The sequence below is a fragment of the Microcoleus sp. LAD1_D5 genome (genome assembly GCF_036702115.1).
Lineage (GTDB): Bacteria > Cyanobacteriota > Cyanobacteriia > Cyanobacteriales > Microcoleaceae > Microcoleus.
Genome location: NZ_JAUBSA010000046.1, coordinates 24,518 through 48,702, shown reverse-complemented (window position 1 = coordinate 48,702; position 24,185 = coordinate 24,518). Strand labels below are relative to the sequence as shown.

The 24,185-nt window shown below is 46.1% G+C and carries 23 protein-coding genes; 9 read left to right on the top strand and 14 right to left on the bottom strand.

All coding sequences use genetic code 11. The features are described 5' to 3' along the window. Window positions 1-69: 69 nt before the first annotated feature. From QUA70_RS18815 to QUA70_RS18800, 4 genes are all read right to left on the bottom strand, one after another. Window positions 70-693, bottom strand: a complete 624-nt coding sequence (locus tag QUA70_RS18815; protein WP_333349203.1) for a hypothetical protein — start codon at window positions 691-693, stop codon at window positions 70-72. A 14-nt stretch (window positions 694-707) separates the two neighbouring features. Further along, on the bottom strand, window positions 708-851 hold the full coding sequence (locus tag QUA70_RS18810) for an FAD/NAD(P)-binding protein (RefSeq protein ID WP_333332247.1): 144 nt from the start codon (window positions 849-851) through the stop codon (window positions 708-710). Between the two features lie 211 nt (window positions 852-1,062). Then, window positions 1,063-1,614: a DUF2854 domain-containing protein gene (locus QUA70_RS18805; RefSeq protein ID WP_333332250.1), complete on the bottom strand. Its 552-nt coding sequence runs from the start codon at window positions 1,612-1,614 to the stop codon at window positions 1,063-1,065. A gap of 164 nt (window positions 1,615-1,778) precedes the next feature. Further along, window positions 1,779-1,925 carry a hypothetical protein gene (locus QUA70_RS18800; protein WP_190657804.1) on the bottom strand — a complete coding sequence of 49 codons (147 nt, stop codon included), beginning with the start codon at window positions 1,923-1,925 and terminating at the stop codon, window positions 1,779-1,781. Window positions 1,926-1,934: 9 nt separating this feature from the next. Between QUA70_RS18800 and QUA70_RS18795 the strand changes: the two genes are divergently transcribed. Both QUA70_RS18795 and QUA70_RS18790 read left to right on the top strand, forming a co-directional pair. After that, window positions 1,935-2,195: a hypothetical protein gene (locus tag QUA70_RS18795; protein ID WP_006632500.1), complete on the top strand. Its 261-nt coding sequence runs from the start codon at window positions 1,935-1,937 to the stop codon at window positions 2,193-2,195. Between the two features lie 202 nt (window positions 2,196-2,397). Continuing rightward, a complete protein-coding gene (locus tag QUA70_RS18790) occupies window positions 2,398-2,568 on the top strand; it encodes a hypothetical protein (protein ID WP_333332255.1) in 171 nt (56 codons plus the stop codon). A gap of 209 nt (window positions 2,569-2,777) precedes the next feature. Here the strand turns inward: QUA70_RS18790 and ppk1 are convergent, their stop codons facing one another. Next, the gene (gene ppk1, locus QUA70_RS18785; RefSeq protein ID WP_333332258.1) at window positions 2,778-4,961 is read right to left on the bottom strand and encodes a polyphosphate kinase 1; all 2,184 of its coding nucleotides are present in this window, start codon (window positions 4,959-4,961) and stop codon (window positions 2,778-2,780) included. A gap of 125 nt (window positions 4,962-5,086) precedes the next feature. Beyond that, window positions 5,087-5,305: a helix-turn-helix domain-containing protein gene (locus tag QUA70_RS18780; RefSeq protein WP_006632503.1), complete on the bottom strand. Its 219-nt coding sequence runs from the start codon at window positions 5,303-5,305 to the stop codon at window positions 5,087-5,089. Between the two features lie 164 nt (window positions 5,306-5,469). Between QUA70_RS18780 and QUA70_RS18775 the strand changes: the two genes are divergently transcribed. Then, entirely contained in the window at window positions 5,470-5,940 is a 471-nt protein-coding gene (locus QUA70_RS18775) for a hypothetical protein (RefSeq protein WP_333349202.1), read from the top strand. Between the two features lie 105 nt (window positions 5,941-6,045). Here the strand turns inward: QUA70_RS18775 and QUA70_RS18770 are convergent, their stop codons facing one another. The 4 genes from QUA70_RS18770 to QUA70_RS18755 all read right to left on the bottom strand — a co-directional run bounded on the left by QUA70_RS18770 (window position 6,046) and on the right by QUA70_RS18755 (window position 13,485). Further along, entirely contained in the window at window positions 6,046-7,434 is a 1,389-nt protein-coding gene (locus QUA70_RS18770) for a UDP-glucose/GDP-mannose dehydrogenase family protein (protein WP_333349200.1), read from the bottom strand. A 132-nt stretch (window positions 7,435-7,566) separates the two neighbouring features. Further along, complete coding sequence (locus QUA70_RS18765; protein WP_333349198.1) at window positions 7,567-8,505, bottom strand: UDP-glucuronic acid decarboxylase family protein; 939 nt, start codon at window positions 8,503-8,505, stop codon at window positions 7,567-7,569. A gap of 885 nt (window positions 8,506-9,390) precedes the next feature. After that, a complete protein-coding gene (locus QUA70_RS18760) occupies window positions 9,391-12,312 on the bottom strand; it encodes an ATP-binding protein (RefSeq protein WP_333349195.1) in 2,922 nt (973 codons plus the stop codon). Window positions 12,313-12,441: 129 nt separating this feature from the next. Then, window positions 12,442-13,485 (bottom strand): ATP-binding protein, encoded by a 1,044-nt coding sequence (locus tag QUA70_RS18755; protein ID WP_333349193.1) that lies wholly within the window; start codon window positions 13,483-13,485, stop codon window positions 12,442-12,444. Between the two features lie 159 nt (window positions 13,486-13,644). Here QUA70_RS18755 and QUA70_RS18750 point away from each other — a divergent pair, with 159 nt between their 5' ends. The 3 genes from QUA70_RS18750 to QUA70_RS18745 all read left to right on the top strand — a co-directional run bounded on the left by QUA70_RS18750 (window position 13,645) and on the right by QUA70_RS18745 (window position 14,774). Beyond that, on the top strand, window positions 13,645-13,917 hold the full coding sequence (locus QUA70_RS18750) for a hypothetical protein (RefSeq protein ID WP_333349191.1): 273 nt from the start codon (window positions 13,645-13,647) through the stop codon (window positions 13,915-13,917). A gap of 178 nt (window positions 13,918-14,095) precedes the next feature. Further along, window positions 14,096-14,344: a hypothetical protein gene (locus QUA70_RS28620; RefSeq protein ID WP_445251653.1), complete on the top strand. Its 249-nt coding sequence runs from the start codon at window positions 14,096-14,098 to the stop codon at window positions 14,342-14,344. Continuing rightward, window positions 14,328-14,774, top strand: coding sequence for a DUF5958 family protein (locus QUA70_RS18745; protein WP_333349189.1), 447 nt, complete (start codon window positions 14,328-14,330; stop codon window positions 14,772-14,774). The genes QUA70_RS28620 and QUA70_RS18745 overlap by 17 nt, the downstream gene beginning before the upstream one ends. Window positions 14,775-14,874: 100 nt before the next feature. Here the strand turns inward: QUA70_RS18745 and QUA70_RS18740 are convergent, their stop codons facing one another. From QUA70_RS18740 to lepA, 3 genes are all read right to left on the bottom strand, one after another. Beyond that, window positions 14,875-15,279, bottom strand: coding sequence for a transcriptional regulator (locus tag QUA70_RS18740; protein ID WP_333349185.1), 405 nt, complete (start codon window positions 15,277-15,279; stop codon window positions 14,875-14,877). Then, window positions 15,263-15,562: a type II toxin-antitoxin system HigB family toxin gene (locus tag QUA70_RS18735; protein WP_333349180.1), complete on the bottom strand. Its 300-nt coding sequence runs from the start codon at window positions 15,560-15,562 to the stop codon at window positions 15,263-15,265. The genes QUA70_RS18740 and QUA70_RS18735 overlap by 17 nt, the downstream gene beginning before the upstream one ends. A 220-nt stretch (window positions 15,563-15,782) precedes the next feature. After that, window positions 15,783-17,597 (bottom strand): translation elongation factor 4, encoded by a 1,815-nt coding sequence (gene lepA, locus QUA70_RS18730; RefSeq protein ID WP_006632512.1) that lies wholly within the window; start codon window positions 17,595-17,597, stop codon window positions 15,783-15,785. A gap of 328 nt (window positions 17,598-17,925) precedes the next feature. Here lepA and QUA70_RS18725 point away from each other — a divergent pair, with 328 nt between their 5' ends. The 3 genes from QUA70_RS18725 (at window position 17,926) to QUA70_RS18715 (ending at window position 22,191) form a co-directional block, all read left to right on the top strand. Continuing rightward, window positions 17,926-18,153, top strand: coding sequence for a hypothetical protein (locus tag QUA70_RS18725; RefSeq protein ID WP_333332291.1), 228 nt, complete (start codon window positions 17,926-17,928; stop codon window positions 18,151-18,153). Between the two features lie 562 nt (window positions 18,154-18,715). Further along, window positions 18,716-20,614 (top strand): ATP-binding protein, encoded by a 1,899-nt coding sequence (locus QUA70_RS18720; protein WP_333349178.1) that lies wholly within the window; start codon window positions 18,716-18,718, stop codon window positions 20,612-20,614. A gap of 767 nt (window positions 20,615-21,381) precedes the next feature. Beyond that, window positions 21,382-22,191, top strand: coding sequence for a GAF domain-containing protein (locus tag QUA70_RS18715; RefSeq protein ID WP_333332296.1), 810 nt, complete (start codon window positions 21,382-21,384; stop codon window positions 22,189-22,191). A 307-nt stretch (window positions 22,192-22,498) separates the two neighbouring features. On the opposite strand, the gene QUA70_RS18710 is transcribed toward QUA70_RS18715, so the two are convergent. After that, window positions 22,499-24,037, bottom strand: coding sequence for a PAS domain S-box protein (locus QUA70_RS18710; protein WP_333349174.1), 1,539 nt, complete (start codon window positions 24,035-24,037; stop codon window positions 22,499-22,501). Between the last annotated feature and the right edge of the window lie 148 nt (window positions 24,038-24,185).

Below are 24,185 nucleotides of genomic sequence, written 5' to 3'. Positions count from 1 at the left end.
CTATTGACAGGATGTTCCTTTATATCTTGCCCTTTTTGTCAAGTACAATTTATACCAAATTAGATGAGCTTACCCTGTCACATTTCGCGCATCCTCTGGGAGTTTTGCCAATTCTTGGGGAGGAATAATGATATTAGTTGGTTGTAGTGTGCCTACTTCAAAATCGGCCAGATCCTTTTCCAGAAAGAAACCCCAATGAGTACGATTTGCACCAAGATTAACGAAATTGGCATAAATTCCTCGTTCGCGTACATAAAGCAAATAGTTTCCTTCTGGACAGAAGTTATTATCTGTTACAATTGCTCGCCATACTTGATCACCTAAATAACACAATTCTACACCCGGAACCACAAATTGACGAACCTTAGAAATTATTCCATTGGCACCAATTAACAGATCTCCTTCCCAGTGACTGCCATCTTTAAAGTGGGCGATCGCGCTATGATCGGTTTGGGAGATCGACAATAATTCAGCATTAAAACGAATAGTGTCAGGGGGTAACTCCTCCAGGAGTGCTTCTAAAATAGCTTTGCGGTGTACTAGCATTCCTGGGAGTTCATTTTCCTCATACGTGACGGGTTCAGAATTGATGACATCGCCGAGGAGGTTGCGAAACTCGAATAATTTAACCGGAGCGCCTGAGTTAATAATTTTCTGGCTAATTTGAGGGTTGCCTTGATGAAGTGCTTGCATACCTGCTTGTACGATCAGGATACCCAGCCATCGGTGCGCGGATGGGGTGCTTTTTCAAACAAGTCAACTTGAAATCCTTGTTCAATCAGCAAAATTGCTAGATAAACTCCTGATGAGCCGGCGCCGATAATACCTATCCTGCTTTGGGACGAAACCATTTGTGCTTCTCCGGATTTAATATTGCCGATCGCTTTTCAAACACTATTGTAATAAAGGAAAATCCAATTGGGGCGATCGCTCAATTGCGGATTGAGCTTTTGTTGATAGCGACAGGTTTCACGCTGTCGCTAAAATCAGTATCTGAGCCGATGCACGATTAATTATTAATTGGCGAGTTCAAAATTTACGCACTCAAAACTTAAGACTACTTTAAGCTTGAGTATTTTTAATTAAAGCCAATTCAATTTTGTCACCAGCCTTTTGAGTCACTTGTGCGCGCAAACCAGGCCCAAAAAAAGTAGCTATTTTGTCTTGCTTTTCTTCCCATAAGTCGATCGGGATTAGTGGCGAATAAAACTCTAGAATTAACCCATAAGCACCATCAACATTAACTTCCCGCAACCCTTGGAGGAGGGGCCGTTCCTCGTCTGTTGGGGCCAGGCCCAAGCGCTCCAAAGCATCATCTAAGTGCGCGGGTTGGCCGTAGCGAAATCGGGTAATATCTTTGCGGACTTGGTTTTGAGTATCGGTGGCTTGACTTTCTCGCAGGAGAAGAACTTCGGGAGAAGTCGGTTCCGTGAACTCCACTGGTTCGAGTTCAGCCGCTTTCAGAGCCAAACCTCCGAGCAACAGCGGAATTCCATAAAAAAAACCGGCTAGGTTCAGGGTAGGTCTATCTGTGAAGTAAGCTCCGAACCCGACTGCTGCTATAATACCGCCCACAACTAAGGCTAGGTTTGCTAAAGAAATTTTACGTAACATATTAGTGAGGTAAGTAGTCGGACAGAAATAATATACTTTAATTATTATCTGTCAAAAAGTCTTGAATAAATTTAGTTTTTTTGCCAAAAGACCTGCAAAAACTGCTAGCATCTATGAGCGCGGGAGCGGTGTGCATCCACAGTCTTGTCTATAGCTTCAGAAGCTTATCCCGCCGGACTCGCCCGGGCGCGCCATCGGTAAATATCCGTGTTAATTGCGCGGCGTTGGTTCCAGAAGGCAATCGAGATCGGCAGTATCATCAAAGTATACAGAGTGGCGATCGCGATCGACACTCTTGCCCTTTCAACCATTTTTCGGACATGATTAAAGACGAAGACAAACAAACTGCTGGAGCAAACAAGGCGGTTCTGGAGCAGATTAACTCGCTCAAACGCGAAGATGAAAGGCTTTATAATATCTTAGCGATCGATGTCTGGGCCCTAGCCAAGACGATGGATGAATATCAACCGGGATTTTGGGCTGCTTTTATGAAAAACCGGGAGAAGGCCCTGAAGCGATTTTTAGCTGGAATGATGAAAAATAAACCCGCAGATACCAAACGTCCGCCTTTTTTGCGCTAACATTTGGTTGAAGTTTGGCTGAAGTTTTGATGTACAATCAAACTATAACACAGACCCAAAAACCCTGAGCAGGTTCATCACTTTCCCTATAAAAACAGTGAAGGATGTGCCCATAAAGGTAGGTCGGTGAATTAAGAATCTCCGTCTGTTCGCAGAGGGGAATGTCAAATATTTTTGTTAATAGTAGCAAAGGCAAAAAACCATGGATGCACAAACACTCAAAGAGCGCGTAGCAGAGATCGAAGTCAAGCGGGAATCCCTCGTGCGGCTGTTAGATCGATCGGACTTGGGAGCACTGAGAATAGATGTGAGTCAGGCGATCGAAGAAATTGACGATCTCTTAGAAGAATTCAAGCGTACTTTTAACAGTTAAGTAGTCATTAGTCAGTAGTCATTAGTCATTAGTTGTCAGTGGTCAGTAGTTGTCGCGCATTTAATTGGGATAGTTATGTTAGTAAAAATCTTGTGGGGTGGGCCCCAGAACCCGCCCAAAAAGTGAAAATTAAATGCAGTACAGCTTAATAGCTAACAAGAACGGACAACTGCTCACTGCAAATTTGACAACTGACAACTGACAACTGACTAATTCATCACCATATCCATCAAAATTTGCTGAGAGCTCACTTCCGGGCAATTAGCAGGCGGCCGCCGCTGAGAGTAGTGTCCGGACGGCTGCAAATCCCAAGCTTGGCGGTTGTCAGCCAGCATTACTCCCAAAATTTCTTGCAATTCCTTAGCAATTGTTGGGTCTTCCACCTGAACGATCGCCTCAACCCGTCTTGTGAGATTGCGCTGCATCCAGTCAGCAGAACCAATATACACCTCTTCGTCGCCACCGTTGAAAAAATAAAACATCCGAGAATGCTCTAAAAAGCGGCCGATAATACTGATAACTCTGATATTTTCGCTAACACCTTCAACGCCGGGACGCAAACAGCAAATCCCCCGAATAATCAAATCAATTTTGACTCCCGCTTGCGAAGCTTCGTACAAAGCAACAATGATTTGAGGGTCAACTAAAGCGTTCATTTTAGCGACAATGCGACCACAGCTACCGATTCCGCCTTCGGCCTGCAAGCGGCAGAATTCGGCCTCGCGGCGGATTAAAGCTAAAAATCGATCGCGCATATTGACCGGCGCTACCAATAATTTGCGATAAGATACCTGCCGCGAATAACCCGTCAAATAATTAAACAAATCCGTCAAATCTGATCCCAAATCCTCGCGACAACTCAACAAACCCACATCGGTATACAGTCCGGCTGTTTTGGGATTGTAATTGCCGGTGCCGATGTGGACGTAGCGCCGGATGTAATCGTCCTCCCGACGCACTACCATCACAATCTTTGTGTGGGTTTTGAGTCCCACCAAACCGTAAACGACGTGGACTCCCGCTTGTTCTAACTTGCGAGCCCAATTAATATTATTTTCTTCGTCAAACCTAGCTTTGAGCTCTACTAAAACGGCTACCTGCTTGCCGTTTTCTGCTGCTTCAATTAACGCGCTGACGATCGGCGAATCTCCCGAAGTGCGGTATAAAGTCATCTTAATCGCTAACACAGAGCGATCATGCGCCGCCTCAGTAATAAACCGCTGTACCGTCGCCGCAAACGAGTGATAAGGATGGTGCAGCATCAAATCCCCCTGCCGGATGGTCGTGAAAATATCCTCGCCATCTTCAGCATCCAACCTCGATTTGTCTAAAATCCTTGCTGGTTCCGAGTTCCGCAAGCGCGGTGGCACAACCGGAGTCCAAGGCGGGTCTTTCAGTTCCGGCACCGGTAGCCCCACAAAAGACATCAAATCCTTGAGGCCTAGCAGCCCCTCTACGACGTAAACATCTTGCTCACCGAGATCCAGCTCCTCCATGAGCATATCTCGCAGCGCAGGCGGCATAATCGCTTGAATTTCCATCCGCACCGCAGAACCTCCAAACCGGCGCTTGCGGAGCTCCTGTTCTATTGCCAGCAGCAAATCCTCTGCCTCATCTTCCTCCACCGTCAAATCGGAATTGCGAGTAATGCGGAACGGGTGATATTCCTCAACGTCCATCCCCGGAAACAAAGCTTCTAAATTGTGGGCAATTACCTGTTCTAGGGGCACGCCAGTCCAAACTGGAGATTTGCCCCTCTGCTGCCACTGCAAATCCCCCGGCAGCGGCAAAAACCTAGGCAGCACCTGCGGTACTTTGACGCGGGCAAATAATTCTTCGCGCGTGTCGGGGTCTCTGACTACTACTGCTAAATTGAGGCTGAGATTGGAAAGGTAGGGGAATGGATGGCTGGGGTCAACTGCTAGGGGAGTGAGTACGGGAAATACTTGTTCTTTGAAGTAGCGGTGCAAGTAATTGCGCTGTTCTTGATTGAGGTCAATGTAGTCGAGAATGTAGATTTCGCTTGCTGCTAGTTTCGGCCGCAGGGTTTGCTCAAAATAGGCGTGTTGCTGAGTAACCATCGGCAAAAGCCGCTTGTTGAGGGCATCTAGCTGTTGTTGGGGCGTGCGGCCGTCGGAGGTTGATTTGCTGACTTTTGCGTGTACTTGTTGTTTGAGGGCGCCCACGCGCACCATGAAATATTCGTCTAGGTTGGAGCTAAAAATAGCTAGAAATTTGAGTCTTTCTAGGAGGGGCGTGCGGGGGTCGAGGGCTTCGTGGAGCACGCGGTTGTTGAATTCTAGCCAGCTTTGTTCTCGGTTAAAGTAATATTGGGGATCGCTGAGGTTGATTTCGGTGTAGGTTTTGGGGGGGGTCTTTTTTGGCTTGGGCATGGTTTGAGGGAGTCTTGGGGAGGCTCGGTTGATCGCATCTGTGAATTAGTATCGCAGGTTAAACTCTTTGTTCGCATCTGCTTTTGGTCGATCGCTCAAACATTGAATTTAGGCAAAACGTGCAACTATTTTTCTAGGATTACCACGAAATCCTCAATCATCACATCAAAAGTACGAGCCAGCTTGTGTACTGCGGCAAAGTCAACCATTGCCATCCCCTGAGAACGGGCATAATTGCTAATCGTACTGTAGCCCACGCCTGATCGCTCCGCAACTTCCTTGAGCGTCCATCCCTTCTCGGCTGCCAACTCTCGAACCCGCAATCTGACTAAGCCTTTGCTCATATTCACTATTTACAAAATTTTGGATTTAGTATAATATATCAAAAAGCGATCGCCCTCGGTCGGCCAACTAAAGACGATCGCCAGTTAAAATTAATCCCGACAGATAATTTCTGTCGATCGCACCTAGCAGATAGATTTACCTACCACCACCAGATGCAACTACAATGGTATCAGAAAATCAGTTAAGATCGTCAGCGATCGGCGCATCAAAAATTATTCACAAATCGTCGATCGTCAATCCGCGATCGAGATTTGTCACCGAAGAAACAGTAGCACTCCTGTTCAACATCTCACCCCACCAAATTTACCGGATCGAATGCTGCCATAACGTGGTGTACGTTCATGCCAAAGGCCTGAGTCGATTTGTCAGCTACGCCGATTTTCCGCCAATCCTAGAAGTAAAACCGCCCTGTGCTCAAGATTTTGTCGCATGGTACAAACGCTGGAAACGAACACAAGCACCAGAATTTTGGACTAAATTCTATACGTACAACTTCAAAACGGCTGTTTCAGTTGACAGCTTACTTGAGTGGGGTAAATTAGTCGCTACAGTTAAATCGGTAATTTCGGCCTCAGCGCTGCAACAGCTACGAGATGTTTACGCTCAAGAAAAAGCCTTGATGGAGAATTTTTAAAGCAGGCGGGGCGGGTAAACCCGCGATTGTTGGCCACCAGCAAGATAAATGTAAGGTGCGCTTCGGCGCACCCTACGCGATAGAGGTTCTGATCAAAACTCTTCTTTACCTTCCAATTCCCACATATTGGAAACCAGACGCTTCTAAAGCCTTCTTGTCTAAGAAATTGCGGCCATCAATCATCACCGGATGATTCATCAACTTCGCCATTTTGTCGTAATCTAAATTGCGAAACTGTTCCCAGTCAGTCACCAACACCAAAGCATCGCAACCATCAGCCAGTCTTTCCGGATCGGTCTCTACCAAAACTCCCGACAAACCGTGACGCATCCCCGTTTGAGAAACAATCGGATCGTAAGCTTTAACTTTCGCTCCCAACCGATTCAAATTCTCGATTAAAATCAGCGCTGGAGCATCCCGCAAATCGTCAGTATCCGGCTTGAAAGTCAAACCCAAAAGTCCGACAGTTTTACCTTTGAGAATCTTCAAAACGTGCTGCAACTTTTCAATAGCAATGAACCGCTGGCGTTGGTTAACTTCCACTGCCGCTTTCAGCAAATGCGCCTCGTAGCCGTAATCGTCAGCAGTGTGAACTAAAGCCGAGACATCTTTGGGGAAACAAGAACCGCCCCAACCAATGCCAGCTTGAAGAAACTTGTTGCCAATCCGTGAATCTAAACCGATACCTCGGGCAACTTGACTAACATCTGCACCGACACGATCGCAAATATTAGCAACTTCATTAATAAAGCTAATCTTCGTAGCCAAAAAAGCATTAGCTGCGTACTTAATCATCTCCGCTGAACTGATATCAGTCATCACCACAGGAACCTCCGGCAAAGACTGATTTTCTGCAAACTTGCGATCGACAATCGGCCGGTATAACTGTAGCATCATATCCATAGCCCGCCGAGAGTTGCTGCCGAGAACAATGCGATCGGGATTAAAAGTATCGAAAACAGCACAGCCTTCCCGCAAAAACTCCGGGTTGCTAACCACATCAAATTGAACACCCGTTTTGGCTGCGACTTCCTCACCAGTAGCGCCATCACCGCTTTGAGGTTTTTGACGTTCTGCTAAACCGTCTAGTACAATTCTTCGCACCCAATCCCCCGAACCGATGGGCACCGTTGACTTGTTTACGATTACTTTGTAATCGCCGTCGAGGTGAGCTCCAATTCCGCGAGCAACCGCTTCCACGTAGCGAGTATCGCTTTCCCCAGTAGGCAAAGGAGGCGTCCCCACGGCAATGAATAAAATGTCCCCGTGAGCCACTCCGGCTGCTAAATCCGAAGTAAATTCTAAATTGCCAGATTCAGATGCAGAAGACATTAATTCAGACAGTCCGGGTTCAAAAATGGGCGAATGTCCAGACTTCATTAATTTAACTTTTTCTTCGTTGTTGTCTACGCAAATGACGTGGTGGCCGATGTGGGCCAAGCAAGTGCCGGTGACTAAGCCAACGTATCCTGTACCGATGACGCAAACGTGCATAGAAATCTCCTCAAAGCTAGTAAATAAATCAGATGAAAGAAAGAAGGAAAAACAGTTTGTAGGGGTACTGCCCCTGTGCCTACCCTTAGTGAGGCCAACTACGGGGAGTTTGCCCCTACAACTCGGCAGTCTCTACTGTTTGTTTCCCTCAATGCGATCGCGAAAATCCTTTATAGTCAACTCTAAACCTTGATCCAGCGGCACAGTCGGCTCCCAGCCCAACCAATTTTTAGCACGAGTAATATCCGGCTGTCGCTGTTTCGGGTCATCTTCTGGCAGCGGTTTAAAGATAATTTCTGCCCCTGGATTAATTGTGTTTTGAATTTTTTGTGCCAGTTCCAATATAGTGTATTCGCCTGGATTCCCCAAATTCATCGGCCCAATTTGGTCGCTATTCATCAAGCGAATAAATCCTTCCACCAAATCAGAAACGTAGCAGAAACTCCGGGTTTGGGAACCGTCGCCGTATACTGTCAGCGGTTGATTCCGCAAAGCTTGAGCAATAAAATTGCTCACTACTCTGCCGTCATTTTCCAACATCCGGGGGCCGTAGGTATTGAAGATTCGTACAACTCGAATGTCTACCCCATTTTGACGGTGGTAATCAAAAGATAAGGTTTCAGCTACTCGTTTGCCTTCGTCATAACAACTGCGAATTCCTATACAATTAACGTTGCCGCGATAATCTTCTGTTTGCGGATGGACATCAGGATCTCCGTACACTTCGGAAGTGGAGGCAAGAAAGAATCTGGCTTTTACCCGTTTTGCCAATCCCAACATATTCATCGTGCCGATGACATTTGTTTTAATGGTCTTGACAGGGTTGTACTGATAGTGTATGGGGGAAGCGGGACAGGCCAGATGGTAAATCTGATCTATCTCTAACCGAATCGGTTCCGTGATGTCGTGGCGGATCAGCTCAAAAAACGGGTTGTCCAGCCATTTGAGGATATTGCGTTTAGTCCCCGTATAAAAATTATCCAGGCAGACTACCTCATGTCCTTGGGCCATTAAGCGATCGATTAGGTGGGAACCGAGGAAACCCGCACCGCCTGTGACTAAAATTCTCATTGTGGAAACTGCCGTTCTGTTTAGGGGTAGGACTGGAGTACAAAAATTCAGTCGCTCGGATGAAACTTACTAATAGAATAACAAAATTGCGATCGACAATGTAAAGACTTATGCCTCACTTTTATAGAATCTTTAATTAACTTAGCACTTTGTTCAAAGTATTTGAACAAAGTGCTAAAATTCGCAAATGTCGGTAGCAATTTTTATTTAAGCTTTAATATTTCCGAAAAAACACTGTTGACATCAGTTCTGTTATTTGTTAGTGATTATTGGTTATTTGATGACTTCGGTTGGAGGTTGGGCGATGCCCTAGGGGATAGCTGCGCTTCACAGGCTTATTTGAAAAAACGAGGGTCGATTTATCTCAAAAGCAATATGAGAGAAGTTATGTCGATTTCGCGAATAGAATGTCCGCCACTTTCAACTCAGGGTTGCACCCGTTCAATTGGGATTTCTGGAGATTGCAGCCAGAAATAAATCAGGTTGATTGTGTAGCCTTTAGTTTTACAGTTTCTCAAGAATCGAGCAAAGTTACGAGGCGCTAAAGTTGTCTCGAAGGCGAAATCAGTACCAGAGTCTGATCAAGTTCGCAGTCTTTGTATCATTAAGCGTCCTGCGAGGATATGCAACTGACTCAGCAGTGAATTAGGACATTCCGGCGGCGATCACATCTGCATTGACATATTCAAAACGTTCTCAACAGAAAATTAGGGTAATAATCTCAGGAAAACTTTTGTTTTACCTGAACCATTAGAACCGCCAGTAATGTAAATATTTGGCATAAGAGTAATATTAATTTTATAGCTTTTCTCTTAGTCCCCCTCTGCTCGGACTTCGTTTGTGTAGGATTGGTTTCAACCGCCGAATACTCACAGGGATAACTAACTATGCCTTCCCTCCCAATGACATCTGAACCCAGCGGCGGAATAGTTCGACAGTAATACAGTAGCAACCATCACTTTCTCTAACCACATCGTGGCGTTCGAGAGTTTTTAGTGGTTCCTGTAAACTTGTCTCATCCATCCCTGTTTCTTGACTCAGCGTGTCGAGATTCATTCCTTCTAAGTGAGGTGCTAAGGCTTTTAAAATCTCCTGTTGTCCCGATGCGCCTTGGGCTGCTTGACCCCAAACTCCTGTAAAATAGTAGCGACCTCGGCTGAAGAATTCCGGGTCATTGATGACTGTTGCTACGTCTTCTAGTGTAAACATTGGATCGCGGGGGCGTCCGATTTCAAATACTTGGTCGTTGTAGAGGCGGACTAACAGAAATCCTACCAATTGCGTGAGGTAGGGTTGACCATGAGTTAGTTCATAAATGCGATCGAGTGCTTCTGGTTTGTAGTCGAGGAGAAAATCATCATCGGGATTGGCTAAAACTTCGCGAGTTGCACCTAGACTCAGGAAACCTACTCGGATGGGGATAATGCTAGCAAAAAAAGGATTGAAATAATCCTGGGTCATTTCATCCAAGGTGTGCAATCCGGCAAAAGCAAAGGCTACTTTAGAACTCATTTGCACCATCCCTCGCAAAAAACCGATAAAATCTTGATTGATGTTCCCAGCGTCAATCAATTCTTCAATTTTTTCAAACTCGTCTAAAGCAATGATTAATCCACTTTCTACATTTGCTATTACTTGTTCGATGTAGCGTCCAAAAGTGAGATAGGGTAAATCGAGTAAATCGCGATCGGCAGGAGGTGCAATCTTGACTGTTTTGGCAATGGCATCGGTGATGAATATTAGCAATTCCCCGGCTCCTTGAGAGCAATTTCCTACCCGCAGCAAATTGACATAAGCCACCTGTACTTTTGAGCCTAAGCAGTTGCTAGCATTCAATAAAATCGAAGTTTTTCCCATCCGCCGATGACCGTAGAGAGCCACAGATTGAAGCGGATTGCCTTTTACCCACAACTCCTCTAGCTGTCTGATGATGTCTTCGCGGCCGACAAATAGATTGCCTTGGACTGGATCGCCAATTATATAGGGGATACTGACAGGTTGAGTAATCGAAATATCTCCGATTTTCCCGGTGACTTGCAGTAATATTTGTTGCCATTTTTTGGCAGTTTTAATAATTAAAATTCGTTCACATTGTGGGATAATATCTGGACGATCGAGGATAGTTTCAAGCTCACCTAATGCTCGGTTGAGGGCAAGGGAACGGGCAGAACGAGATAGGCTATTCTGGACGACTTGAACATCGGCAGTTACCCGCCGTAGAGAAGCAATTGCTTCCCAAGTAGTCTCACGCAGCAGAGGTGGATTTGGGGAAGCAGGCAGCTTCAGGGAAGCAATCTCGGCTAGTTCTGCTGCTGTTTGGTGAAAATCTGTGAGAATCTGCGCTAAGGTAAACATCTCGTCTCCATAAAGCAGATCTCGCACTACAGCGAAAGCTTCTGTGGCTTTGTCTGGTTTTTGCTCGTGGAGATACCAGAAACCAGCGGCAGAGGCACTGGCATGAGTATTTAAACGAATTTCTGTTTGAAAACGAGCTTGAATTTGTTGTCGCCAAGGTAGGATTAACAAACCTTCTACTGCTTTTGACTTCATTACTTCACTTAGAGAAGCTGAGGCAAAACGCACCAACTTCCAATCATAAATATCTTCTGATAATTGAGCGACGCGATAGATAAGTTGTTCTTTTGGTGTCTCTGCCAGTACACGATTTACAGCTTTAACAACAGGGATAAACTGAAGGGTAAATCCTAGTAATTGGTTAATGTTGTGCAATCCTGTTTCCCAATCCCGGCTCAGCCAATTAGCTATTTGAGAAGATAGGTAGGGAAGGGGAAGTGGGGTAATGTGAGGAAATTGTCTATTTTGCTGTTGACGCTGGAGTAGGGTGAACGGTAAAGCGAAAAGCCAATTTTCAGGACGTGCGATCGCCACGCCGAACGCCACGCCGAACGCCACGCCGAACGCCACGCCGAACGCCACGCCCAACCCCACGCCCAACCCCACGCCGAACCCCACGCCGAACCCCACGCCGAACCCCACGCCCAACCCCACGCCGAACGCCACCTCGAACCCCACGCCCAACGCCACGCCGGACGCCACGCCGGAGTCCACGCCGGACGCCACGCCCCACGCCACGCCCAAGGCCACGCCGGACGCCACGCCGGACGCCACGCCCAACCCCACGCCGAACCCCACGCCGGACGCCACACCCAACCCCATGCCCAACCCCACGCCCGACGCCAGGCCCGACGCCACGCCCGACGCCACGCCCGACGCCACGCCCGACGCCACGCCCGACGCCACGCCCGACGCCACCGCCAGGCTCAACACCACGCCGAACACCACGCCGAACACCACGCTCAACGCCACGCCCAACGCCACGCCCAACGCCACGCCCCACGCCACGCCCCACGCCACGCCGGACGCCACGCCCAACGCCACGCCGGACGCCACGCCCCGCGCCACGCCCCGCGCCACGCCCAAGGTCACGCCCAAGGTCACGCCCAACGCCACGCCCGACGCCACGCCGGACCAATCGATAGAAATGCCTATTTCCTCGAAAAATCTACTCAAGCCTACGGGGATAACAATGATTAACATCAAGGCTTGTAGAATTAACTGACGCTGGACGGAATTTTGACGCAACCACTCCCGCTTTTCTCGCCAGGTTTTCGCGTCTTTTAAATTAGATTCCCCCCCAAAAGTAGACTCATACCACCCCACAGCTTGAGGAAAGAAAAACACCCAATAAAACAATCGCAGGTAATCTAAAGGATTCCACAAAGAAAGAGGACGCTTCAGTTTGGGAGCTAAATCTAACCGAGGAACAGGGCGATCTTTTTGACTCATAAATAGGTGGGGATGAATAAACAGGACTTACGCACGGGTGGTGAGAAACCGGGTTTTTTACCGAATCTGCGGTGCTCTAACGAAATATTTTCCTAAAAAACCCGGTTTCTGGGCCCCGATGTGTAAGTCTTAGTTGATATAACCAGCATAAGTTTGATAGCACAACTGCATCAATTTCTGAGGATAGCCGCCACTTTCAGCAATTAACTCGGCCATTTCTTCCTCAGTAAAATTCACGGGCTGAGCAACAGGTGTTAACCAGGAAGCCTGGAGGCGACTAGCAATAAATTCACGGCTGATTTCTTCATCCCATTGCTTCAGAGTTTCCTCAATACAAATCCCTTTAAAAGGAGATGTCATATTTTTGTCTTGACTGTCAGGAAACAGCGTATCGAGAGAGGTGCAGGCGGCGACAACTAGACGCAAAGGTGCGTTATTTCCCTCCGCCAAACCCCGCAATTGACCGCGTACTTGGTTAGTAAATCCATGCCAGGTCATTTTCTCGACTTCATCTAAAAGCAATAGCAATCGGTGCGATTCTAAAGCCCGTTCTAGTAAATATCCCTTCACTGTCTCGATACCCGCTTTGTGGCATAAAGCACCGTAAAAGTCATCTTCATCGCAAACATTTTTTAAATCGAGGTAAATGGGTTGGCGCGGATGATGGAGTTGATGTGGTGCTTCTCGGTAAATGGCTTGTAGCAGAGAACTTTTGCCGATCGCTCTTTCGCCAATGATTGCTACGCTACTGCCACTATTGAGCGTCTCGAATACCCGCCGAATTTCCCTTTCTCTGCCAAAGAAAAATCGCGGATCGTCTATCTTGCCATGCTGGGGAATAAAAGGATTATTGTGGTTGATATTTAGCTGTTCTAATTCTGCTATTGGATTGTCATTTGGTAAGGATGTTTGGGGCGATGTGGTTGTATTAAGCTTTTTAATTTCTTGCCAATCCAATCCTAAAGCCTTGCAAATTCCAACAAAATACTGGCGTTTGACTCTGTTGCCGGTGAAAAAATTATTAACTGTTTGAGGACTGATGCTTTTCTGGAGAGTTTTGCCTTCCACCACGACGTAATCGGCTAAGTCTTCGCGACTCCAGCTTTTGCCTGTGAGAGCAATTGTTGCTTTTGCGATTCCCGCCTTAGATGCTGTGAGCGTTGGTTGTGGCATACCTAAATTACAGACCTTTTAAGTATTATAGCGAGCGATCGCCAACCAAACGCATCCTAAACGCATATCAAACTCATAGTATTTGAAACCCATACACACCTTGGCTTTCAAGGTTTTGCCCTTTATGATTAAAACATCACCAATCAAAAGGTAGCAATTATGAAAGCTCAACCAAATATGACATCTGCTAAACCCAAATCTACTAAATTGACTCGTACTCCCTCTCGTTTCGAGAAAGTCGTCTTCACCACTGTTACTTGTCTTACCTTACTTTCTGGAGGAGTATCTTTATCGCTTAGTATGCAAGAATCTATATCTCCTGAGCAAGCTAGCATTATTAACACTTGTAATGATACTTATAAAATAGGTGTGGTTGCAATTTGTGGACTTTTAGGCGGTAAGGTAGTTCTAGATCGTAAGAATAATCAGTAATCTCTGATGGTTTATTTGCAAAAGTGCGATCGCCCTTAATGTCCAAAAGTGCGATCGCCCCTAGCGTCATTCTGCTAATATTTATTAAATGAGAGGTGTAAAAACATGGCAAGAAGCAGGCATATCTCCAGAAGATGCCAGGAGAATTTAGAATGCAGCCGATCGGACAAAACAAACCATCATAGTTGTTGGCAGTCGAGCAAACGGGACAAGTACGCCAACTTCTGACTGGGACTATATAATGTTAGGTAACTCTCGCCAGCGACATTCCGCTCGCAGTTCTGTTCCTCGCGGTACAAGTGGGGGCGAAATTAATAGTTCAGGTCGAGAAACTGGAATCGATATTTTTACTGGCTCCCTCATCTCAGGAGAACCTCACGTTATATTTGAGCCAGACTTAGGAGAGGCAAATGAATCTAGCCGATGAAATTACAATCAATCAAATTCAACAAGAATTAATTAGCCAAGAAGATGCAAAAAACTGGTTTTTAAGCTTCCAAACCGAAGACCAGGAGGAAATATTGCAGCGGCTATCCTACATGACCCTCCAAGCAGGGGCGCGAGAAGAAGATGTTTCCCTAGCTATTGCCAAATCAAAACTTCGCCCAACTTACACCCCTTGTGTGTTGCTGAGTAGAGGGCGATTAAAAGAACAAATGGCAAAGCTTTTGAAACTGCCGCCCTCTGAATTTATCAAAACCTTTTTCCTGTTAATGAGTTTATTGGCAATTGCCGATGGGCGCAGGTACTGCAAATATTGTCAAGATGGCTGTAGCCACTGGTGGCATCGCGATTTGAGCGATCGCAAAGTTGTAGATGAAATTCGGCGCGAGTTTCAAAAAAGCATTTTTGTTTAAGTTGTAGTAAGCTGTGATGCGAGCGGGCGATCGCCACTGACGCTGCAGCCATAATTTCACTTATTTCAACTTCTTATTTTTCTCTTATACTCTACTTCCATTAATTACAAAACAAACTCGGCTCTACATGAAAAAAACTTCCCAGAACCAATGCCAGCTCTTTGCCAATATCTCCCTCACCATTAACCACTTCATACACTCTTTTTTCAGACCCCATAACTCCCACCAAATCCGCAGGTTGTAACTCTCTTTGTTCCATCAAAAACAGCAATATTGAATTAGGGGTAGCTGTGGCTCCCGGTGCATAGCATTCTTGCTCAAATTTTTCAATTAATGCAATCAGCAATTCATATAACTCGTCTTCTTCTGGAGTGCGATCGCCCCGGTGCATCAACTCTTCCACCATAGCCAGAGCCTTCTCATTATCCGCTTCATTTCTAATTATTTTAGGCTGATACAGAGACAATAACTCTTTGTATTTATCTGGATTAAAAGTAAGGGTCATTTTTCCATTTCTCCTTATCATACTCAGCATGGGTAAGAATATATTTGATATAAATTAATTGGGTTTTATAATCAATACTAACTATTAATCGATAATTATTACCTTTGACATTAAAAACTGTAAACCCCCCAACTGCTTCGGCTTGAGGAAAAACAGATTGTACCTCAATTAAGTTAGACCATTTAGCCTTGCTAGCAATTTTAAACCAGTTATCCAAAGCTTCCCCGCAATCAGCATGAGTTTCGCTGTATTCACGCACCCGTTTGTAGCTGATTATGTGCATCTACTATAAGAAATTTAAACTAAGTTTTAGTTTAGCTCAACCAATTTCTTTGGTCAAGAGCGATCGCCCTTAATCTGCAAAAGGTAGAACAGGCCGGAAAGCCTGTTCCTAGAACCCCATTTGTGGAACAGACCGGAAAGCCTGTTCCTAGAACCGACAAGAATACTGACTGTTTGTGACACAGGCCCGAAAGCCTGTTCCTGACAAAAAGCCACACAGATTACGAATCTCGATCGAGCTTCAGCACAGCCATAAAAGCCTCCTGCGGCACATCCACAGTACCCACAGACTTCATCCGCTTCTTACCCTTCGCCTGCTTTTGCAGCAACTTTTTCTTCCGCGAAATATCACCGCCGTAACACTTCGCCAACACATCTTTCCGCAAAGCCGGAATGTGTTCCGAAGCAATCACCTTTGCGCCAATTGTCGCTTGAATTGGCACCTTAAACTGGTGGCGAGGAATCAACTCCTTGAGTTTTTCCGTCAATCCGCGGCCCACATTGTAAGCCTTATCGCGGTGTACGATCATTGCCAAAGCATCAACCGGATCGCCATTAATTAAAATGTCCATTTTCACTAACGGATTTTCGCGATAACCGATGAGGTGATACTCCATGCTCGCATAACCGCGCGATCGCGATTTCATCTGATCGAAAAAGTCCGTCACCACCTCCGCCAAAGGCAACTCGTAAACCAGCGTAGTTCGGCCTTGACTCAGATACTTCATATCCATAAAAATGCCCCGCCGACTTTGAGACAGTTCCATCAGCGCGCCCACATAAGTTTCTGGCGACAGCATTTCTACCCGCACATAAGGTTCCTCTATTTTCTCGCGATACTGAGGATCTGGCAAGTGGCTGGGATTGTCAATTGTTAACACTTCCCCTTTAATTGTTGTGATTTGATAAACCACAGAAGGAGCCGTAACAATCAAATCCAAATTGTATTCTCTCTCCAGTCTTTCTTGCACAATTTCCATGTGCAGCAAACCCAAGAAACCGCAGCGGAAACCAAATCCCATCGCACTCGAAGTTTCCGGTTCGTAAGAAAGCGCTGCATCGTTGAGTTCGAGTTTTTCTAAAGCTTCCCGCAAATCGGGAAATTGGTCAGCATCGATCGGGAACAAGCCGCAAAAAACCATCGGTTTTGCTTCTGTATAACCCGGCCAAGGCTCCGGTGCCGGCTTTTTGACCAAAGTAATCGTATCGCCGACGCGAGCATCAGCTACGGCTTTAATTGCCGCGCCCAGATAACCAACTTCCCCCGCGTGCAGTTCGTCTACTTGAACTTGAGTCGGTGAAAGGATGCCCAATTCATCGATGACATATTCCTTACCCGAAACCATCAACAAAACTCGATCGCCCTTTTTGACACTTCCGTCCATCACCCGGAAATACACAATTACCCCGCGATAAGGGTCGTAATAACTGTCAAAAATTAGCGCCCTGAGCGGTTTATCAACAGTATCCTGCGGCGGCGGCACCAATTCGACGATCGACTCCAAAATTTCATCTATACCAATTCCTTCCTTAGCCGAAGCCTCAATCGCCCCGCTACAGTCCAGACCGATAATTTCTTCAATTTCCCCTTTTACCCGTTCCGGTTCTGCCCCCGGCAGGTCAATTTTATTTAAAACTGGAATAATTTCCAAATTATTTCCCAAGGCAAGGTAGACATTTGCCAAGGTTTGTGCTTCCACGCCTTGAGATGCGTCTACCACCAGCAGCGCCCCTTCGCAAGCAGCGAGCGATCGCGACACCTCGTAAGAAAAGTCCACGTGTCCGGGAGTGTCGATCAGGTTGAGCACGTACTCCTGACCGTCCTTGGCAGTGTAATTCATCCGAGCCGCTTGCAGCTTGATCGTAATGCCGCGTTCGCGTTCGAGATCCATATTGTCTAAAAACTGCTCCTTCATCTCCCGTGCCTGCACAGTCCCAGTCGCCTGCAACAGGCGATCGGCCAAGGTGGATTTTCCGTGGTCGATGTGAGCAATAATCGAAAAATTACGAATGCGAGATACAGGAACGTTAGTCATGTTTTTTATCGAAGAGCTAATCGGCAAAGGATACTTTTTGTTGTATGATCACACAAGCAAGAGTAGAGTGCTTACTTCAACCTCTTACTGGGGATTGAGATGAAACCACAACTGAGGCAAACCTCAAGAGTATCAGTTATTACCCTTTCAAGTGTCCGACCGAGCCCGGACACGCAAAAGGAAAAAACTTTTCTCTCTCTCATTGTACAGAAAGCGGTTAAGCGGTTGAGGAAAGGTTGGGTGCAAATCAGGGACTTCAAATATCTAGTCCAGTCGGTTGTCATCAAAAGAATTGAAACTTAAGAATTAAAACTAGGATTTTTTAACTATGAGCGACTCAAGAATACCATCCCACAGTTCGTCAGAAAAAGTCGAACTGTCCATCCATATCGATCCTGAACTGCTAGACCAAATTAAGCACTTGACGAATGACCCCAGCAAAGTCATTGAAACAGCAATCAAGCAGTGGCTCAGAGGCGAGCGCCGCGAAGACGAGCTGGCTCTGGGTTTGCGCCGCAACCCCCCAGTCCCGCCACGCGGTGAGTGGAACGACTGAGGTGCTCTGGGCCCAGACGGCGCGCAAATCTGCGGGCTGTGAAATTTAGTTCGCGCCGGCGATCTCCTGCAGATTTCGTGGCTAAAGCTACAGGTGGTGGGCGAGTGAACTCGGCTAAATCACAACCTCGGAACTATTTCAGGTGAGGCAAAAAATGCGTGAGCCATTCCCTGACTAGAGTTGTTCGCAGCCTCATATTTTGGCGTAATTTTCACACTTGATAGTTAATCGGTGCAGATTCCTAATTTCTCAATCTTAATTTTTATCTTTAAATTACCCAAAACGGCTGAACACGAATAGTTGTGAGTTTTGAGTTGAGTTCAGAATTAAAAATTTAATATTTGATGAGTTCATTAATCACTCAAAAGTCAATAGTAGAAGCCTAAAATTTTTGCAAATGGTGAGTTTTGAGCGAGCAATGTTTTAATTAAAAAGCCAACCACTTTTTAATTAATTAATAACTCACAAATTAACAGTATAAGCGCTAAACAATGGGGAGTATTGAGTTGTTTATTAAAAACTCAAACCTCCAAAATCCGAACTACTTTCATCCCCTACTCTGATGGACTCTAACACAGATTTCCGGCGATCGAGCTTCGCCTCTACAGCCTTTTTTCAAGAGTTAGGAGCAGAATTAGTATTTACCCAAGACGCCTCTGGTCGATATCTATCTTTTTATTGGCAGAAAGCCGAACAGTACAACCTTACAGCAGAACAAATTGTCGATCGCCCCCTCAGCGAAACCCTGCAACCCATCGCCCCTGCGCCTTATCTCGATATCCTGCGACGAGCGCTCGAAACCCTCGTGCCGCAACGATTCAGCTATCCATTTTGCCACGCCGGACAATATTTGCTCTTCGATTTGACACTCACTCCGGCGATCGACTCAAACGGCAAAGCTGCAAAAGTCTTAGTTATGGGAAGGCTGCTGTCTGACAAACCCACAGACAGACGGCCAGATTCCCCAGAATTCATGCTCTATCGAGCTTTGCCATCCCCCTTGGACGCCCGCCAACAAATGTCGCTTCCAGCGAGCCGTATTCCCGGTCGATCGCTCCCTCCCTACTCGGAAATCGATCGTAAAATCATCTCCCAAATCGCTCAAAACCTGCACAAAACCCTCGATTTAGCAACCATTTGGCAGCAAACTGTTAACAGTTTGGGTCAAGTTTTAAACGCTAGTCGCTGCATCATCTGTTCCTACAAAAAAGACAGCGAAAATCTCGAAATATCCCCCTTCCTTACCTCAGAAAATCAGCGAAATTTAACCGCCACAGCAGCCGAATTACAACAGTCAATAGCTCGCGATCCCTCGCTCCGGATTTCCCCCACTCAAATCGAAAATCTCCAATCAAAAACTTTTAAAGTAGTAGCTGAATACCGCCAAGAAGCTTACTCTTCTATGCTGGGATTAGAACTGCGCGCAGCTGAACAGCCAGGGTGGATTCAAACTTTAGCCACCTTAAAACCAGTAGCAGTCGATTACGCCTCCCCCGCCACCGATCCCTTCCACCGCCATTCCGTGCTAGTAGCAGCTACCTCCTATGAAGACCAACCCAATGCACTGATATGTTTGCACCGCTGTGGCAGTTCCCCGAAATGGAGTCCACTCGAACTCGAATTCGCCCGCGAGTTAGTCGCTCAAGTCGGCAGTGCGATCGCCCACGCTACACTTTACCAAGAATTAGAACAGGCTCGCGCCGAAGCCGTAGCTCTTTCCCAACTTAAAAGTCAATTTCTTGCCAATACTTCTCACGAACTCCGCACCCCCCTCAACGGCATCCTCGGCTTCCTAAAACTGCTTATGGACGGCATGGCAGATGACCCCGAAGAAGCGCACCAATTTATCGAAGAAGCTTACCGATCAGCAGTACATTTGTTCAATGTGATTAACGATATTTTGGATGTCGCTAAAATCGAAGCTGGCAAAATGGAGTTAGACCTCGCTCCCGTCAAACTCGGTGAACTGTTGCAACAAGTTGAGAACTTTACACGGGTTCAAGTCGAGCAAAAGCGATTGCAATTTCAAATCCAAAAACCCGCTGTGGAGGACGAGATTATTTTGTATGGCAACTACCAACGCCTGCTTCAAGTAATCTTGAACCTCACGGGCAATGCAATTAAATTTACCGGGGAAGGGGGAATTCGTATCAGTGCCGAGGTTATTAAGAAAAAGGTGACTGTTCACAACCAGCAGTTCCCCGGAATGGTAAAAATCCGAGTCGCTGATACTGGCATTGGCGTTTCTCTCGACAAGCAGGATAAATTATTTGAGTCGTTTTTTCAGGTGGATGGCGATCGTACCAGGCAATACGGCGGCACCGGTTTGGGGTTGGCTATTTCTCAAAAACTGGTAGAAGCAATGGGGGGTACAGTAAATTTTTACAGTATGGGAGAAGGACTCGGCTCGACGGTTACTTTTACTGTGCCGCTTTATCAAGAACCACTATTTAAAAATTAATCATCGGTAATTAATCATCAGTAATTGGTCATCGGGACGTTGAAGGAATCAGCAATCAGCAATCAGCAAAAATTAAGAAGCAAGAGGGAATCAGGAAGCCGAAAAAAAACTGCGAGAGCGGTTCTCAACTTTCGTGAGGTACTCCCTAGCTTTCTTACCAATTACCAATTACCAAACTTTACCGGACTCACTTACAAATTGCTATATTTCTGTATTCGTAAGTTCCGTTGCGTGAATAAAAGTCATCAATAATTGGTAATTATCCTATAAACACAGTTCGATCGCCCACCAGCGTATCAATTTTGACTTTTATCCGTCGCCCAGCTCCCTCCTTGGGAGTTTTGGACTCATATTGATCACCCACGCCACTTCCGATCCCCACCCAGAATTGGCATAAATCAAATCCGGGGGATACGGATAACAGCTCATCTTTAATCTGTCGGCTGGTAGCCCACACCTCCTAGTAAACCGCCACAAACCGCCAACTTGACAAGAACTTAATGCCTACTTTTAGCACTGATTCAGCTTTCCAATCCCCTACTGTAAAGGATTTTTAAGAAAACAGGACGCTCTCCCTTCTATTTGAAAATCATAAATATCTTGTAAAGACAGCGCAAATAGTTAGTAATGTTTGACGGTCTGTGGCAATATTTAAGTAGAATTACGTAATCCATAAGTCGGACAGTGGCAGGCTGGCAAATTCAGTAACTCCCAGCTCTGTTGCCGGAGTGGTAAACTTTTGCCAGTCTAGTAGAAAAAGGGTTGCTATGAATCAGCAAATATCAGCTCAATCGCAAAAGCTTTTACTCCAAATTGGCAGAAATATTCGTCGAACCTTGGACCTCAATACCATCTGGCAGCAAACAGTTAACAGTCTGGGAGAAACACTAGGCGTCAGCCGCTGTATCCTTTGTCCCTATGAAAGTTCTAGCCTGCAAGTCAAAGTAGCTGCTGAATACTGCCAAGAACCATTTTTACCGATGCTGGGAATGGAAATCTCGCTCACAGCAGCACCTCATTTCCTTCAAGCTCTAGCCACCCTCGAACCGGTGGTAGTAGAGTCCTTTGCAGCCAATGACCCTTTTGGGCCGCAGTCGCTGCTAGTGGTGGCTACCGCTTATCAAGAGCAACCTAACGGCATAATTAGCTTGCATCGGTGCGAGGGCCGATCGTCTGGGCAGGGTAATGGCGATCGACCTTGGACTCAATGCCAGATCGAATTCGCACAAGAACTGGCCGAGCAAGTAGGAAGTGCGATCGCCCTCGCTACCCTCTACCAAGAGCGCAGCAAGCGAGTACAAGGACTATCTCAGCTCAAAAAGCAATTTTTGTTGAAGGCGTCCCACGAGCTCCGCACTCCCCTAAATCACATCATCGGCTATCTACAACTAACCATAGACGACCAAGCTGACGACCCGATCGAGGAGAGAGATTTTATCCAAGAAGCTCACCGTTCCGCTATCCACCTTTCTCAGGTAATTTCCAATATCTTAGATTACATTGAGTTAAGTGAAGCTTGCCAGACTCACACAGAGTTAGCCACTTTCAGAACCCAGGAGAAATCTGGGCATCAGTAAACCTTCTAGTAGCGTATTTAACAAGTCTAATATTTACTCTGCCAACAAGTTTTCCGCCTGAAAAAGCTGACACTTTATCTATAAATTCCCTCAATCAATTCGGTAGCTGGTTAATCAATTCTTTTTAGGGAATTATCGTTTTACACAGTACAGCATAGCAACTACTACACCGAGCAGCCGGGTGTATTTATCATATTATGTCCGCTCAAACGACTCCCATGAAATAGGTTATTTTACCGAAAATGATATTGCAAGCATAAGATTGCAGTTTCACACTTTTTATGCTCTTAACTTGTGCTTGCTCAGATTACCCATCGCCCTTTTTTTTCGGAGTTTTTGGAGGGCTGACATAGCGCGCCCAAAAAGGCTCCTCCATATCTTTCATCGCTGCTAGCTTTTGGCGCTCTTCCTCTATGCGCTTGCGTTCTGAAAGATCAGAAAATATGTTAATACTGCCGACAGTCTGGCCGCCCGCATCTCGCACCCGGGCGGCCCAAAGCCAAACATCGATCGAACTACCGTCTTTTTTCAACAAAGATATTTCCAAACCGTTTTGCGGTTTGCCATTAGACGCAGACTTTAGCAGCGCGTAAAAATCTTGCTTTTGGCCTTCAGGAATATTCGGTAAAGGTTTCCCTAAAACCTCAGCCGCACTCCAGCCAAAAAGTTGTTCGGCGGCGCGGTTCCAAACAACGGTATTGCCGTCATTGCTGGTACAGTTAATCGCCAACGGCGCCGATGCTATCTGGGCTTGCAAAACTTGGTTAACGAGTTGCAGTTTCAATTCTACTTGCTTGCGATCGGTAATTTCCTGACAAGCCCCCCACAAACGGACAATCCGTTCAGCAGTTTTGTCCCACACCACTTGCCAATAGTCCCGTACCCAGCGCACCTCGCCTTTTTGATTAATAATGCGATACTCATTAGCTCCAGTGCGGCTGAAAGTACAGCCTTCTAACTGTTTAATTAACATTTCCCTGTCGTCGGGATGAACGAGTTCGGAGTTCCACCAACCAAACGATTCTAATTCTTCAGTAACGATCCCGATGCAGCGCTCAAAAGCTTCTGTTACCCACTCGCAGGAGAACTTACCGTCTGGCAGTCCCTTAAAAGAATAGGCAAAATCCGAAGTAATTTGCGACATAACTCTGTAGTGGACTTCCGACTCTCTGACTGCGATTTCGGCTTGCTTTCGTTCTCCTATTTCCCGCGAATTAATTATAATTCCCTGCACGCTAGAATCGTAAACCAAACTGTTACCTATCGACTCCATGTAGACCCAATAACCGTCAGCGTGGCGTTTCCGATATTCGATCGCCCCCCCAATTCCGGGAGCTTCTAACAACTTACCAAAATACCCCTGCCAAGCCAGCAAATCGTCTGGATGAATTAACTCGCCGTGAAATTTGCCAATTCTTTCTTCTGGGTTGTAACCCAAAAGCCGTTGTAGGGCTCCGCTGTGGTATCGAACTCGCCCGTCGGAGCCGACAATGCTAATTAGATCGGGAGAATTACGCAGCATAGCTTGCAGTTTGGCTTCACTTTTAGTTAATGCTTGAGTGTCCCTGCGATGCTGGCTGATTTGTTTTTCCAACTCCTCCCGTAGTTGTCTAATTTGCCCTACTTGCTGGGCTACAGTGCGTTCCAAGAGGCGATTATTTTTTTCTATTTCAACCAGCTTTGCTGCGTTATTTGTCGCGCTTTCAAACATACGGCTGGCTGCCATTTCCTGTAAAGAATTTGATAAATATTCCAAAGTTTTTGTGAAAATTGCCTGTTGGGGGTGTGGCAATTTTCTAGCTTGTTCCTGCAATGTCTCTAAGTGTTTGTAGACAGTTTCTAGCATTTTATTAAGGGGGGAATCTAATAGTTGCCTGCGGGTGCAACCCCTAAAAAGCGGACACAAGTTTTTTCAACATAACCCATAACTAAGACTGGTGTCTGGCGATCGACCCATAGCGCTCTCAATAACCAGGCATTTTGTGACTTTATTT